Raw genomic sequence first — 16,717 nt, forward strand, 5'->3', positions numbered from 1 at the left:
CGTGAACCTGCTCGGCGGCAAGCAGGTGACGCTGACCGTCGACGTCCCGCCCGGCACGACGATCGACAAGAGCATCCTGCCCGACCTCGGACTCCCGGTCGTCTCGATCGTCGACCTCGGCAGCGTCGAGCCGCCGGCCGTGACGGCGCCCCAGACGCAGGCGCAGACGCAGACGGCCCCGCCGTCGACGATCACGACCACCCCGACGGTCCCGACGGCGCCGTCGACCACGACGACCCCGCCGTCGACCGGCACCACGACCGGCCCGACCCCGCCGACCGGCACCGGCACGACCGGCACCACGCCGACGACGACCCAGCCCTCCGCGGTCGGCGGCGTCGTCAAGCCCAGAGGCAAGGGCAAGGGTAAAGCGAAGGGTGAGGGTTCGGCCCAGGCCGTCCGCGGCCGCCGCGGCGCCGCGAACGACGACCCGGCGCTGACCGACGCCAACCGCGACGGCACGGCCACGAGAGGCGAGACGCCCGACACGCCGCCGCAGACCGACGGCGCGCAGCCGACGCCCGACACGCCCGGCTTCACCGTCGCGCCGACGCTCGACGCGCCGAGCGGCGTGCCGAACTTCTTCATCGAGCAGTTCCGGATCCCGCCGTTCCTGCTCCCGATCTACCAGGCCGCCGGCATGCAGTACGGCGTCCCGTGGCAGATCCTCGCGGCGATCAACGAGATCGAGACCGACTACGGCCGCAACCTCTCGGTCTCCTCCGCCGGCGCGCTCGGCTGGATGCAGTTCATGCCCTCCAGCTGGGAGGCGTACGGCGTCGACGCCAACGGCGACGGCATCAAGGACCCGTACAACCCGGTCGACGCGATCTTCGCCGCCGGGCGCTATCTCAAGGCCGCGGGCGCCGAGACCGACCTGCCGAAGGCGATCTTCGCGTACAACCATGCCGACTGGTACGTCGAGTCGGTGCTGCTGCGCGCGAGAGTGATCGGCGGCATGCCGGCCGATCTCGTCGGCTCGCTCACCGGCCTCACGCAGGGCCGCTTCCCGGTCGCCGCGCGCGCCACGTACGCCAACTCGATCGACACGAGAAGCGCGACGAGAAGAGTCGCCGGCTCCAACGCCGCCGTGACCGTCGAGGGCGACGCCGAGCGGCGCTCGATCAACATCTACGCCAGACGCGGCGCGCCGGTCGTCGCCGTCAACGACGGCACGATCGTCAAGCTCGGCGAGAACGAGCAGCTCGGCCGCTTCGTCGTGCTGCAGGACGTCTACGGCAACCGCTACACGTACAGCCACCTCGGCTCGGTCGCCGCCAAGCACCCGGTGCTGAAGGAGCGCGACCAGCAGCCGGCCGGCAGCGACATCGAGCAGCCGAGAAGAGACGCGGCGCCGACGCAGCCGGCCAGCGACGGCACGAGACAGGCCGCGACCGGCGAGGCGCGCGGCAGAGCCCGTCGGTCCGCCGCCAGAGGCGGCAGCGCCGGCCACGCCGAGCAGCGCCAGTCGAGAGCCGGGACCGACGCGCCCGCGGCGCCGGCGGTCGAGAAGGAGCGGCTGTTCGCGAACCCGTCGCGCCCGCAGGCGTTCGCCGCCGGCGGCCAGCACCAGATCCAGCAGATGGGCGAGCGGCTGACGACCTTCGACGGCTACTTCACCGGCCCGCTCGAGCTCGACCCCGACGACTACGTGCTGAAGCCGCTCGCGAAGGGCTCGACCGTGATCGCCGGAACCGTGCTCGGCCGCATCGACAAGACCGACGAGAGACTTGCGCCGCACGTCGAGTTCCAGATCCGCCCGGCCGGCCGCGGCGCGCCGCGGATCGACCCGAAGCCGATCCTCGACGGGTGGAAGCTGCTGGAGTCGACGGCGATCTACAAGGCCGGCAACGAGAACGCGCTGTTCGGCAGCGACGGCAGAGGCAGCCCGTCGATCGGCCAGATCCTGCTCATGAGCAAGGAGCAGCTGATGGCGCGGGTGCTCGCCAACCCGAACGTCGAGATCTACCAGTGCGGCCGCGACGACATCAGAGCCGGGATCGTCGACCGCCGCGTCCTCGCGACGATCGAGTTCCTCGCCGCCAGCGGCCTGAAGCCGACGATCAGCTCGCTCCAGTGCGGTCACGGCTACTTCACGAGCTCCGGCAACGTCTCCGAGCACTCCAGCGGCAGCGCGATGGACATCGCCGCGATCAACGGCATCACGATCACCCCCTCGACCCAGGGCGAGGGCTCGATCACCGACATGACGATCCGGCGGCTGCTGACGCTGCAGGGGACGATGAAGCCCCACCAGATCATCAGCCTGATGACCTACCCGGACGCCGACAACACGCTCGCGCTGCCCGACCACGGCGACCACATCCACGTCGGCTTCCACGCCGCCGGCGAGGACGGCGAGCTGCCGCGGATCCGGAACCTGATGAGACCGGATCAGTGGCCGAAGCTGATGCGCCAGCTGAGCGGCATCCAGAACCCGGTCGTGCCGCTGAGACCGTCGAGATACGCGATCAGGGACAGAGACGGCGAGTAAGGCAGGATCCGGAGGCCGCGCGCCGTCGCGCGCGGCCGGCGGCACGGAGCGGGCGCAGCAGCTGTTCCGCTTCGTGCAGTTCGAGTTCCCGTGGGCGCTCGGTCCCGCCGACGGCCGCTACGTCGTGCGCGCGCCCGGCGCGTCCGACGCCAGCCACGTGATCGTCGTCGCGACGCTCGGCGCGCCGGAGCGTCGCTGGCTGCGCGGCCGCCGCGGACGCGGCGAGGTCGCGCCCGAGCCCGACCCGACGCCCGTCGCGACCAGCCGCGTCACGATCATCGACGCGCGGCCGGCCGACGCCGCCGAAGCCGAGCGCTGGCTGGCCGCCGCCGACCAGGAGACGGCGCGCGACGGCCTCGGTGACCTGGGACGGCTCGTCCGCGCCCACCGGATCGCCGCCGCCGACCCCGGGGTGCCGCTCCCCCATCTCGGCCAGGCGCTCGTCGCCCGCGTCGGCGTCGGGGCCGGCGAGCAGGTCGCCGACGGCCGCTGGAGCGAGGCGCGCGAGCTGCCGCTGCCGGGCTCCGAGCGCCGCCCCAGACGGAGCGTCGCGCTGCGCCCGCAGGAGCGGCTCGCCGCGCTGCTCGGCGGCCGCTCGCGTCCGCTCGCCTGCGAGGAGCTCGCGCTGCGCGCCCGCCACGACCTCGACCACGGGCAGCTGCGCGAGGCGGCGCTGGAGCTGCGCTCGGCCTTCGACGCGGCGCTCCACGAGCTGCCGGCGACGCCGCAGGGCGCGCGGCTGTCCGAGCGCCTCGAGCAGCTGCGCGAGCTCGCCGGCGAGGTCGACGGCCTCGGCGACGCGGCGATCGCCGGCGTGCTCGGCCCCGACGCCGGCGAGACGCTCGAGCGCGCGCTCGGCCGCCTGGAGGCGGCGCTGCGCGCCCGCACCCTGATCGAGACGGAGGGTTAGCCGAGCGCCGTGAGCAGGGCGTCGAGCTCGGCGACGACGTCGCCGTCGAGCTTGACGACCGCGTCGCGGTCGAAGCGGGTCGGGCCCTGGGTGAGCAGCGCGACCTCGCCGCCGGCGCGGAGCGTCAGCGACGGCAGCTCGGCGACCGGATAGACCTCCAGCGAGGTGCCGATGCAGAGCAGCAGGTCGGCCCGCAGCGCGAGCGTCTGCGCCCGCTCCAACGCCTCCGGCGGCAGCAGCTCGCCGAACAGGACCACGTCGGGCTTGAGCGGGCGGCCGCAGTCGCAGCGCGGCACCCCCTGCACGTCCTCATCCAGCCGCCGCTGGACGTCGTCCAGCGGATAGCGGCGACCGCACGAGAGACACGAGGAGTGGGCGATCGTGCCGTGCAGCTCGATCAGCTCGGCCCCGCCGACCTCGCGTCCCGCGCCGCTGCCGGCGCGTTCGTGGAGGCGGTCGATGTTCTGCGTCACGACCGCGTCGAGCAGCCCGCGGCGCTCCAGCTCGACGAGCGCCTCGTGGGCGCGGTTGGGCCGCTTGTCGCGCAGCGACTGGAAGCGGTCGCCGTAGAACATCCAGAAGCGCGCCGCGTCGCGCCGCCAGGCGTCGATGTGCGCGACCTCCATCGGATCGACGTTCTCCCACAGGCCGGTCCGCGGCGTGCGGAAGTCGGGGATCCCGGACGGCACCGAGATCCCCGCGCCGGTCAGCGCGACGACCGAGCGGGCGGCGCGCACCCGCTCGGCGAGCAGCGCGACGGCGGCGGCCGGCTCGGCTCCCGCCGCCTCGAAGCCGCCCGCCGCGCCGCTCATCTCACTTCCCCTGGAATCTCGGGGCGCGCTTCTGCAGGAAGGCGCCGATGCCCTCCTTCGCGTCCGCGGAGGCGAAGACGATCGCGAAGCCCTTCTTCTCCTCCGCGACCCCGTCGTCGATGTCGGGGACGGCGGAGACGCGCTTGATCTGCTCGACCGCGAGCGGCGCCTGGCCGGCGAGCTTCCGCGCCCACGCGAGCGCGGTGTCGAGCAGCTCGTGGTCGGGCACGAGCCGGTTGACGAGGCCGAACTCGTATGCCTCCTCGGCCGACATCGGGTCGCCGACGAGGTTCATCTCCTTCGCCTTCGCCTCGCCGACGAGCCGCGGCAGCCGCTGGGTGCCGCCGAAGCCGGGGATGATGCCGAGGTTGACCTCGGGCTGGCCGAAGCTGGCCGAGGCGGCGGCGATCCGCACGTCGCAGGCCATCACGATCTCGCAGCCGCCGCCGAACGCGAGCGCGTTGACAGCCGCGATCGTGACGGTCGAGCTGCGCTCCCACGAGCGCAGCAGCTCGTGCGCGTCGTCGAGCAGCGCCCGGCCGGCCGCCTCGTCCATCTTCGCGAACGCCTTCAGGTCGGCACCGGCGCAGAACAGCATCGGGTTGGCCGAGGCGAGCACGAAGACGCGCAGCGACGGGTCGCCGTCGACCTGCTCCCACGCTCTGCGCAGCTCGCCGATCACCGTCGGCGAGAGCGAGTTGGCCGGCGGGCTGGCGAGCCACGCGATCGCGACCGCGCCGCGCGTCTCGAGCTTGATCGGCCCCTCCTCCCAGCCGGCGTCCGGCCGCGGGTAGGCGAAGAAGCCCTGGCCGCTCTTGGCCCCGAGCCGCCCCTGGGCGACGAGGCGGCGCAGGATCGCCGGCGGCGCGTAGTGCTCGCCCCACCGCTCCTGCGCCTGCTCCAGGCGCGCGAGGACGGCGTCGAGCCCCTCCTGGTCGGCGCGCGCGAACGGCGGCGGGATCACGCCGGCGCCGGCCATCATGCCGGTGTCGATGTCCTTCGTGGAGGCGATCCCCTCCTCCAGCACGAGGCAGGCCTCGACCAGCGCCTTCAGCTGGAAGCGGTCGACGACCTCGGCGACGTCGATCTCGGCGTCGCCCGCCGGCGCGGTGGGGGTCGGCGCGCCGCCGCCGTGCTCGTAGAAGCCCGTGCCGGTCTTGGCGCCGAGCTCGCCGCGCTCGATCCGCTCCAGCATGCCCTCGTGGAGCGGGAAGCGGTCGCCGAAGCTGTCGTTGAGGTAGCGGCCGACGTGCCCGACGGTGTCGAGGCCGAGCAGGTCGACGAGGAAGAACGGGCCCATCGGGGTCGCTCTCGCGTCGGTCATCGCCCTGTCGATCGCCGCGATCGAGGCGCCGCTCTCCTGCTGGAAGCGGAAGACCTCGCCGAAGGAGCTGTTGAGGATGCGGTTGACGACGAAGCCGGGCGCCTCGTCGCAGCGGATCGCGCTCTTGCGGATCGCCTGTGCGAACGTCATCGCCGCCTGCGTCGTCTCCGGGGAGGTCTCGATCCCCTCGACGACCTCGATCAGCCGCATGACCGACGCCGGGTAGAAGTAGTGAAAGCCGACGACGCGGTCGGGGCGGCTGGTCGCCTCGGCGATCTCGCTGATCGGCAGCGCCGAGGTGTTGGAGGCGAGGATCGCATGGCCGGGCGTGACGTCGTCGAACTCGGCGAAGACCGTCTGCTTCAGCTCGATCTGCTCCGGGACGGCCTCGATCACGAAGTCGACGTCGCCGAACAGGTCGTAGTCGGTCGTGCCGGAGATCAGCGCGAGGCGCTCCTCGACCGCCTCCGGCGCCAGCTTGCCGGCGTCGACCTGGCCCTGCCAGATCGAGCGGGCCTTGGCCAGCCCCTGGTCGACGAATCTCTGGTCGACGTCCTTCAACACGACGGGTATGCCTGCCGAGGCGATCGTGTACGCGATCTCCCCTCCCATCGTGCCGGCCCCGACGACCGCGGCCTTGAACACGAACATGCTTGCCCTTCCTCGGATTTGGATCGCAGGCGATTGTATGGACGGCCGCGCGCTCGGAACCCCAGGAGCGGGCCGGCCGGATCAGCCCAGCTCGCGCGCGAGCCGCTCGAGCGTCCGCCGCAGCGAGTCGCGCAGCGCGCGCCGTACGAACAGCGGGTCGGCGACGACCATGAACGGGCTCCTGCGCAGCAGCGCGTAGTCGAGCTCGAGCGCGACGCCGACGCGCGCGCGGCCGTCCGCCGCCGCGTCGACGGGCGCGAAGGCGAGCCGCTGGACGCCGCTGAGCTGGCTGTCCTGCTGCTCGACGACCAGCTCCGCGCCGGGCTCGCGGCGCAGGACCTTCTCGGTCACGCGGCCGCGGCCGCCGGGATGCGACTCCCATACGAGCCGCGCGCCCGGCTCGGGCCAGTCGGGGTCGAGCTCGACGACGCGCTCGAAGCCGTCGAGGAACGCTCCCCAGCCGGCCGGGTCGGCCCACAGCCCCTCGACCGCGGCGGCCGTCGAGCCCAGCTCGAGCGCGGCGCGCGCCTTCCCCATCAGACGCTGCCCTCGACGCTGCTCTGCATGCGGAATCGGCGCACGGGGCAGGGATGTTCGCAGAGCCGGCAGCCGCAACTCGTCCCTTCCGCGGGTGTTCGAGCAGCGCGGGACCGGAACCCGGAGCTTGGAGGACCGACACAGATGCAACGACGAGTGGCGCACGTCGCCGTCGCGGCGGTCGCGGCGACCGCGGCGTTCGCGACCGCGGCGCAGGCGGCGAGCCCGACCGTCACGACGCGGACGGCCGGCACGGTCAGACAGACGGCGGCGACCCTGCGCGGCACCGTCAACCCCCACGGCACGCCGACGACCTACTCGTTCCAGTGGGGCACGTCGGCGACGTACGGCCAGCAGACGCCGAACCGCTCGGCGGGCAGAGGGACGGGCGGCAGAGACGTGAGCGTCCGCGTCGGCGGGCTGGCGCCGGGGACGGTCTACCACTACCGGATCGTCGCGACCAACGCCGACGGGACGACCGTCGGCAGAGACCGCACGTTCAGAACGGCGCTGCCGCCGGCGACCCCGCCGGCGATCCTCGGCACCGCGCCGTTCGCGCCGTACGCCAACAGCGTGACGCTGACGGCGCTGCTCAACCCCGGCGGCGCGCAGACGACCTACAAGTTCCAGTTCGGCACCACGAACGCGTACGGCGCCGAGACCTTCGCGGCAACCGTGCCGGCCGGCGTCCAGCCGGTCTCGGTCAGAGTGCCGCTGAGCGGGCTGCAGGCGCGGACGACCTATCACTTCCGCACGATCGCCTCCAACCGCAGGGGCACCGTCGTCGGGCCCGACACGACCTTCACGACCGGCCCCTTCCCGCCTGCGCGGCTGGGCGCCCGCACCCAGCCGACGCGCCAGCGCCGCTCGCACCCGTACTTCATCACCCGCGGCGTGCTGCGGCTGGCCGAGGGCGTCTCGGTCGCCGACGGCTGCAACGGGATCGTCGGCGTCCGCTTCACCAACGGCAGACGGACCGTCGCCCACCGCCGCATGAGACTGGCCAGCGGGCACTGCAGCTACCGCCTCCGCATGCGCGCGGTGCCGCCGCGCGGCAAGAGCAAGCTGCGGGTCCACGTGCGCTTCTACGGCAACGCGATCCTCACGCCGGCAGACGCGCGCACCTACCTCGTCCGATTCCGCTGACCGGCGAAGCACGGCCCCGGGGCGGCGCCCCGGGGCCTTGTTCACCACACAAGCGTGGGAAAGGCGGCGCTACGCGGCGGCGGGTGCCTCGGCGCGGCGCGGCAGCAGCGTCTCGCGGGCGATCACGAGGCGCTGGATCTGGGCGGTGCCCTCGTACAGCTGCATGATCTTCGCGTCGCGCATCAGCTTCTCGACCGGGTACTCCTTGATGAAGCCGTAGCCGCCGTAGATCTGGACGGCGTCGGTCGCCACTCTCATCGCGGTGTCGGCGGCGAAGCGCTTCGCATGCGAGGAGACGAGCGTGTTGCGCTCGCCGTTGTCGAGCTGCGTGGCGGCCTTCCAGGTGAGGAGGCGGCTCGCCTCGACCTCGGTCGCCATGTCGGCGATCATGAACTGGATCGCCTGGTGCATCGCGATCGGCACGCCGAACTGGACGCGCTCCTTGGAGTAGTCGATCGCGAACTCCATCGCGGCGCGCGCGATGCCGGTCGCCATCGCGGCGACGCCCGGGCGCGTGCGGTCGAGCGTCATCATCGCGAGCTTGAAGCCCTTGTTCTCCTCGCCGATCAGGTGGTCGGCGGGGATCTCGACCTCGGGGAAGGTGATGGTCGCGGTGTTGGAGGCCCGCTGGCCCATCTTGTCTTCCTTCTTGTCGACCACGACGCCCGCGTCACGCGGGACGATGAAGGCCGAGATGCCGCGGTGGCCGGCGTCCTTGTCGGTCTTCGCGTAGACGGTGTAGAAGTTGGCGTAGGTGCCGTTGGTGATGAAGCACTTGGAGCCGTTGATGACCCACTTGTCGCCCTTCTTGACGGCAGTGGTCTTCATCCCGGAGACGTCGGAGCCGGCGTCGGGCTCGGTGAGGCAGAAGGAGGCGAGCAGCGGCTCCTCGGTCAGGCGGCCGAGGTACTCCTTCTTCAGCTCGTGCGAGCCGCCAAGGATCAGCGGCGCGGTCGCGAGGCCGTTGCAGCCGACCGAGGTCTGGATGCCGGAGCAGCCCCAGGCGAGCTCCTCCTCGATGATGCAGCCGTCGAGGTAGCCGAGCCCCACACCACCGTACTCGGCCGGGATGTGGTTGTTCATCAGCTGGAGCTCCCAGGCCTTCTTGATGATCTCCTCGGGCCAGGTGCCGTCCCTGTCGTACTCCCAGGCGACCGGACGCATCTCGTTCTTGGCGAAGTCGTGCGCCATCTCGCGCAGGTTCTTCTGCTCGTCGGTGAGCGTGAAATCGACCACGTGATTGCTCCTTGAAGCGGTGCGGTGTTCCGCGTGCGTGACTCCGACGCTTGCGGACAGCAGATTGACTGGTCAGTCAACGACTGGCGCAAGGGTAGCGGACGCCCTGCGACGGAACAACAGAGAGCCGAGGCCGGCGGGCCGGATCCGCCGTGGCGGCGGCGATCGGGCGCGGGTCAGCACGGTGACGACCGCCGCGACCGCGAGCGGCGGCGCGACCGCGGTCGGCAGCGCGAGCCGGCGGCTGACCGCCCGACCGGCGGGGTACGCTGCCGACATGGCTGAACTTCGCCGCTTCGAGCTCGACGAGCTGCTCGTCCGCCCGGGCACCTACTTCAACCCGCAGACCGAGGTGCTCGTCGTCGTCGACGACTCACCGGAGATCGACCAGGCCGTCTTCAACATGGAGGAGGCGGAGGGCGCCGACTGGGTGCTCGTCTCCGACGAGTCGCCGATCGACGAGGCCGAACGCGACGAGCTGCTCGAGCGCTTCCAGGTCACCTACCACGCCGGCGCCGCCAACGCGATCACCGACGACGGCGACGAGGTCGTCGACGAGCTCGAGGACGACGACCAGGAGGTCGGGCGCGAGTAGCGCCCGCGGGCGGCCGCGCACGGGCGCGGCCCGCGCCGATCGGCGTCGTCGTCACGCGAACGCGAAGGCGAGCGCGACGACCGCGTAGACGCACAGCAACTGGACCCCCTCGAACCAGGTCGACTCGCCCTCGGCGGTGACGTGGTTGGCGATCAGCACCGCGAGCAGGAAGGCGCCGAGCTCGAAGCCGTTGAAGACGAGCGGCATCGGCCCCGGCCCGAGCACGAACGAGACGAGGACCAGCACCGGCGCGACGAACAGCGCGATCTGGGCGCTCGAGCCGATCGCGATGTTGACCGACAGGTCCATCTTGTTCTTGTGGGCGACGAGCACCGCGACCCAGTGCTCGGCGGCGTTGCCGACGGTCGCGACGACGATCGCGCCGACGAAGAACTCGGTCAGGCCGATCGAGGTCGCCGCCTCGGAGATCGAGCCGACGAGGATCTCCGACATCACCGCGACGGCGACGCCGGCGAGCGCGAGCGCCCCGACCGATCTGCGCACGCTCCACGGCTGCGCCTCCTCCTCGTCCGGCTCGTGCGGCGGGTTGAAGAGGCTGCGATGGGTCTTCAGCGAGAAGACCAGCCCGGCGCCGTAGGAGGCGATCAGGACCAGCGCGACGACGAGCGAGAGATGCTCGACGTCACCGTCGTAGGCGACCCGCTCGGCCCCCGGGCTCGGCAGCCCGGAGCCGTTGATCCCCTCGAAGATCGCCGGCATCACGAGCGCGACCGCGGCCAGCAGCAGCATCGACGACTGGGCGCCCGCGGCGACGCGGTTGAACTCCTGCTTCTCGCGCCCAAGGCCGCCGACGAACATCGACATCCCGAGCACGAGCAGGATGTTGCCGATCACCGAGCCGGTCAACGACGCCTTGACGACCTCGTGCAGGCCCTTCTCCAGCGCGAAGAGGGCGATGATCAGCTCCGGCGCGTTGCCGAATGTGACGTTCAGCAGGCCGCCGACCCCCGGGCCGGAGCGGGCCGCGAGCTCCTCGGTCGCGCGGCCCATCAGCGCCGCGGTCGGGATCACCCCGAGCGCGGAGGCGAAGAAGATCGCGACCGCCGAGACGCCGGCGAGGTCGAGCACGATCGCCAGCGGGATGAACGGGACCAGCAGGTAGGGCCAGCCGTCGCTCGACAGCAGGAACGCCCGCGGGCCGGCACGTCGACCGGAGGTTGCGCCCGTCACAGGGCGAAGCTACCCCGGCGCGGCGCCGGTCAGACCCCGCGGCGAACGGCCGGAGAGCGGCCGTAAGCGGTGGTGCGCACGACGGGGCGGCTCCGCAGCGGAGCCGCCCCACGCGGATTCAGGCGGGGGTCGTCAGCCGCCGAGGAGTCTGGAGCACTCCTGCGCCTTCTCGACGTCCGCGCCCGCGTCGGCGATGCATCTGGCGTAGTCGCCGGCGCCCTCCGGCGTCGCGCTCCCGCTGTCGGCGCCGCCGAGGCCGTCGAGGCCGGAGCTGCCGAGCAGCGCGCCGAGACCGGCGAGCAGCTCGTCGAACGGCCGCGTTCTGTCGGGCGCGGCTATCGACTGCGGCTCGTTGAGGTCGGCGAGCTCCAGCACGAACGAGACCGTGCCTCTTCTGTCGTCTCTCGGCTCGACGACGAGATCGACCTGCAGCTTGCGCAGCGTCTTGTCGTCCTTGCCGGTCCAGACGTCGACCTCGGCCGATCTGACGGCCTCCTCGATGTCGGCGCGCGTGTCGGCCGGCAGCGATCTCGGCACCTCACCCCCGGTCACGCCGGAGAGGCCCTGTCTGTCGGCCTCCGCCAGCACTCTGTCGATGCTGTCGAGCAGCGCGGCGACGTTGACCTCGCCGGTGATGTGGTAGGTCTCGGCGCCGCCGACGCTCTCCTCCCCGGCGACCTCGGGATCGTCGATCCAGCTCTGCGGGTCGAGGTCGGGGATCGACAGTCTGCCGGCGGGATCTCTGCTTCTCTGCGCGCTCTCGAGCAGCTCGGCCGGCAGCTCGTAGGCGTTGCCCTCGACCTCGAGGAACAGTCTGTCGCTCGTCGAGACGGCGCCGGCCGTGAAGCTGCCCTGGGCGCCGAGTCTCGCGTCGATCGAGAGGTCGAACTTCGGGTAGGCGTCGTCGCCGACGTTCTCGAACGGGCCCGCGAGGCCGAGCGAGAACGCCTGGCCGCCGGCGTCGACCGCGAGCGAGAGCGAGATTCTGCCGCTTCTGACGTCCTTGGTGCCGGTGAAGGTGTCGTTCAGCAGCGTCCGCGCGTCGGCCGAATCGCCCCCGCCGCCGCTGCCGCCGTCGTCGTCGCCGCCGCACGCGGCGAGCGTGAGCGCTGCGATCGCGGCGAGCAGCAGCGCGACAATCGCGCGTGCTCGGTGTTGCGGGGCACGATGGGTCACGTGCAATCTCCTTCTCACTGGTGGCGGCGGGTCGGCCGGGGCGTAACACTCGTCCGCGTGCCTCCCCTGCGCTTGCTGTCTGCATGCATCGTCGCAGGTGCACTGCTTTCGAGTTCCGCTTCCGCCGTCGCCGCGCCGGTGCTGTCGATGGACCGCGACGGGACGGTGCGCCGCGTGAACGACCCGGCGCTGCCGCCGCTGAACAGCCCGCTCGGCGAGCTGCCCGCGCTGCGCAAGGCGTACGGCGGCCCGCAGGCGCGAGCCGCGGCGACGACGACCACGCCGAGGCTGCGGCGGACGGCCCAGCGCAACGTCACGAGAGCGCTCAGGGGCCTGCTGAAGCGCAGACAGGTGACCCGCGCCGTCTACAACGGCCACAAGAGGACGCTCGACGACGCCGTCGCGACCGCGGCGCGGCTCGGCGGCACCCGCGGCGCCGCGATCCAGAGCGTGCTCAACAACACCAGCCACATGGCGAGCAGCGGCAACCTCACCGCCAGCCGCCTGCCGGCCGCCTTCCTCACGCTCAGACGCAACCGCGAATGGTGGACCAGCGGGCGGCTGCTCAGCTACGGCCAGCGGGTCGAGTTCAACGACAGCGAGCTGGTCTGGCAGTACTACCCGGGCGAGGGGATCCAGCTGCAGGTGCTCGGCACCTTCGGCAAGGCCAACGGCCTGTGGATGTCGAAGGATCGCGACAAGCTCGGCAACCTGCTCGACGAGATGAGGGCGCTCGCCTCGACGCGCGGCGGCGCGCTCGCCTGGGAGTACTACTTCTACTTCGGCGGCGGCAAGCCGCCGTGGGCGAGCGCGATGGCGCAGGCGACCGGCCTGCAGGTCTACGCGCGCGCCTCCCAGCTGCTGCGCAAGCCGGCCTACCTGGAGACCGCGAAGAAGGGCGTGCGGCTGTTCGGGGTCGGCGCGCCGGCCGGCGTCGGCGTCAAGACGAACGCGGGGCGGCGCTTCCTGCTGTACTCCTACGCGCCGAGCCAGCAGGTGCTCAACGGCTTCGTGCAGACGCTCGTCGGTCTCAACGACTACTGGGCGATCTCCAGAGACGCCCGCGCCCGCCGGCTGTTCCGCGCCGGCGAGCGGCAGGCGCGGCTCGACCTCGCCGCGAGCGACACCGGCGCCTGGTCGCTCTACCAGGTCGGCGGCAGCGAGGCCGACCTCGGCTACCAGGAGCTGGTCACCGAGTTCATCGGCAACCTCTGCGACCGCAGCAGAATCGCCTTCTGGTGCGAGGCCGACAGACGGTTCTCGCGCTACCTGAAGGAGCCGCCGACGCTGCAGCTGATCACCAGACGGGTCCGCGCCGGCGCCCAGACGCTCGTGCGCTTCCGCGTCTCGAAGATCTCGAAGGTCGGCCTGACGATCCGCACCCCCTCCGGCGCCACGTCGCTCAGCACCAGCGCGACCGTCTCGCGCGGGCCGCACGGCTACGCCTGGAAGGTCCCCTCGACGCCCGGTACCTACGACGTCGTGCTGACCGGCACCGACCTCGCGGGCAACGACGGGCGCGAGACCTTCACGCTGACCGTCCTCGGCAGGGCGAGAACGTAGCGGCGCCGTCCGCCGGCGCCCGCCCCCGCGTAGAATCGGGTGGGTGTCCGACGCCGCGCCGCAGACCTCGATCGGGACGTCGCCGTGCTGACCCGCGTCACGCGCGCGTGGCGGACGCTCGTGCCCGAGGAGCGCCTCGCCGCGTTCGCCTCGCTGCTGCTGTTCGTGACGATGTTCCTGCCGTGGTACCAGCTGAACGCCGTCGTCAACGACAGAACCGGCGGGAGGCTGCTCGGCAACGACCTGACGGCCTTCGGGGTCTTCTCGTTCGTCGAGGCGGCCGTCCTGCTCGTCGCGATCGCCGTGCTCGCGCTGCTGTTCGCGCGCGCCGAGGGACGGGCCTTCCACCTGCCCGGCGGCGACGGCACGATCGTCACGATCGCGGGCGGCTGGGTGGTGCTGCTGCTCGTCTGGCGGCTGTTCGACAAGCCCGACGTGAGCGGCTCGGGCGTCGGCAACGTCGGGATCCAGTGGGGGATCTTCTTCGCGCTCGGCGCCGCCGGCCTGCTGACGCTCGCCGGCACGCGGATGCGCGCCGCCCACCGGCCCGAGCCGGGCTCGGCATCCGGCGACGCCGAGGACGGCCCCGACTTCGTCGACGCCGAGCAGCGCGCCCGCCGGCGCCGCGCCGCGAGCGCCGCGCCCGGGACCGAGCTGACGCGCCCGCTGCCGGCCGAGCCGGCGCCGGCCGATGCCGACCGCAGCCGTCCGGCGCGCCGCCGCGCCCGTCCCGCGCCAGCCGCGGCGCCCGCGCCGCCCGCGCCGAGCGACCGCGGCGAGCGGCCGCGCCGACGCACCTCCTCCACCCCGCTCCCGCCTCCGCCCGCGACCGAGCGACTGCGCGACCGGCCGACCGAGCGCCTGCCCGAGCCGCCGACCGAGCGCCTGCCCGACCCGCCGACGGAACGGCTGCCCGACCCGCCGACGGAACGGCTCGACCCGCCGACCGAGCGCTACGACGAGCGGCGCGCGCGGCGCGGCGAGAACCCGCAGGCCGAGCGGCTGTTCGACGACCGCTGAGCGGCCGGCCGACGTCGCGCGGTCCTACTCCTCGCCGTCGAGCAGCCGCCGCTCGACCGCCCAGCGGCTCAGCTCGTGGCGGTTGGAGAGCTGCAGCTTGCGCAGCACGGCCGAGACGTGCGCCTCGACCGTCTTGACCGAGATCCCCAGCCTCAGCGCGACCTCCTTGTAGAGGTAGCCGCGCGCGATGTGGCGCAGCACCTCGCGCTCGCGCTGGGTCAGCTGGTCGAGCTCGGGATCGGCCGCTGCCGCGGCGCCCGTGCCGCCGGCCGTCGACGCCGCGCCGGACGCGGGGACCCCGCCGCCGTCGCCGCCGGCCGCGAAGGCGTCGAGCACGAAGCCGGCCAGGCGCGGCGAGAAGACGGCGTCGCCGTCGGCGACCCGCTCGACCGCCTCGACCAGCTCGTCGGCGGCGATCGTCTTCGTCACGTAGCCGCGCGCGCCGGCGCGGATCACGGCGATCACGTCGTCGGGCGCGTCGGAGACCGACAGCGCGAGGAAGCGGACCTGCGGGCGCCCGGGCGCGGCACGGCGGATCACCTCGACGCCGCCGCCGTCGGGCATGTGGACGTCGAGCAGGACGACGTCGGGCGCCAGCGCGGCGATCGCCGCGACCGCCTCCTCGACGCCGTCGGCCTCGCCGACGACCTCGACCCGCGCGCCGAGCTCGGCGCGCACGCCAGCGCGGAAGAGCGCGTGGTCGTCGACGATCAGCACGCGGGTCACGACGGCGCTCCCGCCGCTCCGGCGCCGCCGGGCCGCGCCGCCTGCGTCGGCGGCGCCCCGCCGCCGGCCGTCTCCGGGGAGGCCGCCCGCTCGACCGTCAGCTCGACCTCGGTGCCGGCCCCCGGCGCGCTGTGGACGACGGCGCGGCCGCCGTGGCGCTCCATCCGCCCGACGATCGACTCGCGCACGCCGCGGCGGTCGGCCGGGACGGCGGACGGGTCGAAGCCGACCCCGCGGTCGCGCACGAACGCCTCGACGCTCCGCCCGCCGACCTCGACGTAGAGGTCGATCTGCTCGCTGCCGGCGAACTTGGCCGCGTTCGCGATCGCCTCGCGGGCCGCGCCGACGAGCGCCGCGGTGCGCTCGTCGAGCGGGCAGTCGCCGACCGCGACGACCTCGACCGGGACGCCGTGGAGCCGCTCGAGCTCGGCCGCCGCCTCCTCCAGCGCCGCGACGACGCTCTCCCCCGCCGGCTTCGCCGGGCGGTCGTTCAGCCAGCTGCGCAGCTCGCGCTCCTGGCGGCGCGCGAGGCTCGCGACCTCGCGCGGGTCCGACGCCCGCTTCTGGATCAGCGCGAGCGTCTGCAGGACCGAGTCGTGCAGGTGGGCGGCGACCTCGGCCCGCTCCTGCGAGCGGATCCGCTCGGTCCGCTCGTCCGCGAGCGAGCGCGCCATGCGGCCGAGCCACGGGCCGAAGACGAGCGCCGCGGCGGCGGCCAGGACGACGATGCCGCCGATCGCGTTGCCGACCGCCTGGGCGGTGCCGGTCGAGCGCAGCAGCACGTAGGCGGCCGCCGCGACGAGCGCCGCGCCGAGCACCGTGCGCCGGCCGTCGGCGCCGCGATCGCCGCGCAGCCGGTCGCGCAGTCCGCGCAGCGGGTGGCGCAGCTCCGCCGGCGTCCAGGCGGCGGATTCGTCGGCCTGGCGCACGATCAGCGCGACGCCGGTCGAGCCGAGCAGCAGCGGCCACACGAGCTCGTCGCCAAGCCACAGGCCGAGCTCGCGCAGCGCCAGCAGGCCGGCGAGCGTAAGCAGCGCGACGCCTGCGATCTCGCGCGAGAGGCCGCTCCCGCGCAGGTCGCGCAGGCGCCAGCCGCCGCCTGCCGCCGCGCCCGCCTCGACCGGCAGCAGCGCCCAGCCGAGCGCGTAGATCGCGATGCCGACGCCGCCGAATGCGGCGAGCACGACCATCGCCACCTGCACGTACGGCGCCGGCACCCCAAGGTGGCGGGCGATCCCGGTGCAGACGCCCGCGATCGCGCCCTCGTCCGGCAGGCGGCGCAGCGGCGGTCGGGCTCGGTGCTCCGACATCGCGCTCATGATCCCACGCGTCCGCG

At 73.2% G+C, this 16,717-nt stretch carries 14 protein-coding genes; 6 read left to right on the top strand and 8 right to left on the bottom strand.

Annotated elements, in window-relative coordinates; translation table 11 throughout:
* Window position 1: 1 nt before the first annotated feature.
* A complete protein-coding gene (locus BDZ31_RS11055; protein ID WP_221242986.1) occupies window positions 2-2,494 on the top strand; it encodes a lytic murein transglycosylase in 2,493 nt (830 codons plus the stop codon).
* A gap of 73 nt (window positions 2,495-2,567) precedes the next feature.
* Window positions 2,568-3,404: a serine/threonine-protein kinase gene (locus tag BDZ31_RS11060; protein WP_183341973.1), complete on the top strand. Its 837-nt coding sequence runs from the start codon at window positions 2,568-2,570 to the stop codon at window positions 3,402-3,404.
* Here BDZ31_RS11060 and BDZ31_RS11065 read toward each other — a convergent pair.
* The 3 genes from BDZ31_RS11065 to BDZ31_RS11075 form a co-directional block, all read right to left on the bottom strand.
* Entirely contained in the window at window positions 3,401-4,216 is an 816-nt protein-coding gene (locus BDZ31_RS11065) for an SIR2 family NAD-dependent protein deacylase (RefSeq protein ID WP_183341975.1), read from the bottom strand. The genes BDZ31_RS11060 and BDZ31_RS11065 overlap by 4 nt on opposite strands.
* Before the next feature lies 1 nt (window position 4,217).
* A complete protein-coding gene (locus BDZ31_RS11070; RefSeq protein WP_183341978.1) occupies window positions 4,218-6,191 on the bottom strand; it encodes a 3-hydroxyacyl-CoA dehydrogenase/enoyl-CoA hydratase family protein in 1,974 nt (657 codons plus the stop codon).
* An 81-nt stretch (window positions 6,192-6,272) separates the two neighbouring features.
* Window positions 6,273-6,728 (bottom strand): SRPBCC family protein, encoded by a 456-nt coding sequence (locus tag BDZ31_RS11075; RefSeq protein ID WP_183341980.1) that lies wholly within the window; start codon window positions 6,726-6,728, stop codon window positions 6,273-6,275.
* Window positions 6,729-6,872: 144 nt separating this feature from the next.
* Between BDZ31_RS11075 and BDZ31_RS11080 the strand changes: the two genes are divergently transcribed.
* On the top strand, window positions 6,873-7,874 hold the full coding sequence (locus BDZ31_RS11080) for a hypothetical protein (protein ID WP_183341982.1): 1,002 nt from the start codon (window positions 6,873-6,875) through the stop codon (window positions 7,872-7,874).
* A 69-nt stretch (window positions 7,875-7,943) separates the two neighbouring features.
* On the opposite strand, the gene BDZ31_RS11085 is transcribed toward BDZ31_RS11080, so the two are convergent.
* Entirely contained in the window at window positions 7,944-9,110 is a 1,167-nt protein-coding gene (locus tag BDZ31_RS11085) for an acyl-CoA dehydrogenase family protein (RefSeq protein WP_183341983.1), read from the bottom strand.
* 277 nt (window positions 9,111-9,387) lie between these two features.
* On the opposite strand from BDZ31_RS11085, the gene BDZ31_RS11090 reads away from it, so the two are divergent.
* A complete protein-coding gene (locus BDZ31_RS11090; protein WP_183341984.1) occupies window positions 9,388-9,705 on the top strand; it encodes a hypothetical protein in 318 nt (105 codons plus the stop codon).
* 51 nt (window positions 9,706-9,756) lie between these two features.
* Here BDZ31_RS11090 and cax read toward each other — a convergent pair whose 3' ends face one another.
* Both cax and BDZ31_RS11100 read right to left on the bottom strand, forming a co-directional pair.
* Window positions 9,757-10,896, bottom strand: coding sequence for a calcium/proton exchanger (cax, locus tag BDZ31_RS11095; RefSeq protein WP_343075568.1), 1,140 nt, complete (start codon window positions 10,894-10,896; stop codon window positions 9,757-9,759).
* A 132-nt stretch (window positions 10,897-11,028) separates the two neighbouring features.
* The gene (locus tag BDZ31_RS11100) at window positions 11,029-12,072 is read right to left on the bottom strand and encodes a LolA-like protein (RefSeq protein ID WP_183341985.1); all 1,044 of its coding nucleotides are present in this window, start codon (window positions 12,070-12,072) and stop codon (window positions 11,029-11,031) included.
* Between the two features lie 147 nt (window positions 12,073-12,219).
* Here BDZ31_RS11100 and BDZ31_RS11105 point away from each other — a divergent pair, with 147 nt between their 5' ends.
* Window positions 12,220-13,635 (top strand): D-glucuronyl C5-epimerase family protein, encoded by a 1,416-nt coding sequence (locus tag BDZ31_RS11105; protein WP_183341986.1) that lies wholly within the window; start codon window positions 12,220-12,222, stop codon window positions 13,633-13,635.
* A 39-nt stretch (window positions 13,636-13,674) separates the two neighbouring features.
* Complete coding sequence (locus tag BDZ31_RS11110; protein ID WP_183341987.1) at window positions 13,675-14,655, top strand: hypothetical protein; 981 nt, start codon at window positions 13,675-13,677, stop codon at window positions 14,653-14,655.
* A 24-nt stretch (window positions 14,656-14,679) separates the two neighbouring features.
* On the opposite strand, the gene BDZ31_RS11115 is transcribed toward BDZ31_RS11110, so the two are convergent.
* Both BDZ31_RS11115 and BDZ31_RS11120 read right to left on the bottom strand, forming a co-directional pair.
* Window positions 14,680-15,381, bottom strand: a complete 702-nt coding sequence (locus BDZ31_RS11115) for a response regulator (protein WP_183341988.1) — start codon at window positions 15,379-15,381, stop codon at window positions 14,680-14,682.
* On the bottom strand, window positions 15,378-16,691 hold the full coding sequence (locus BDZ31_RS11120; RefSeq protein WP_221242987.1) for an ATP-binding protein: 1,314 nt from the start codon (window positions 16,689-16,691) through the stop codon (window positions 15,378-15,380). The genes BDZ31_RS11115 and BDZ31_RS11120 overlap by 4 nt, the downstream gene beginning before the upstream one ends.
* Window positions 16,692-16,717 lie beyond the last annotated feature (26 nt).

The organism is Conexibacter arvalis (genome assembly GCF_014199525.1).
Lineage (GTDB): Bacteria > Actinomycetota > Thermoleophilia > Solirubrobacterales > Solirubrobacteraceae > Conexibacter > Conexibacter arvalis.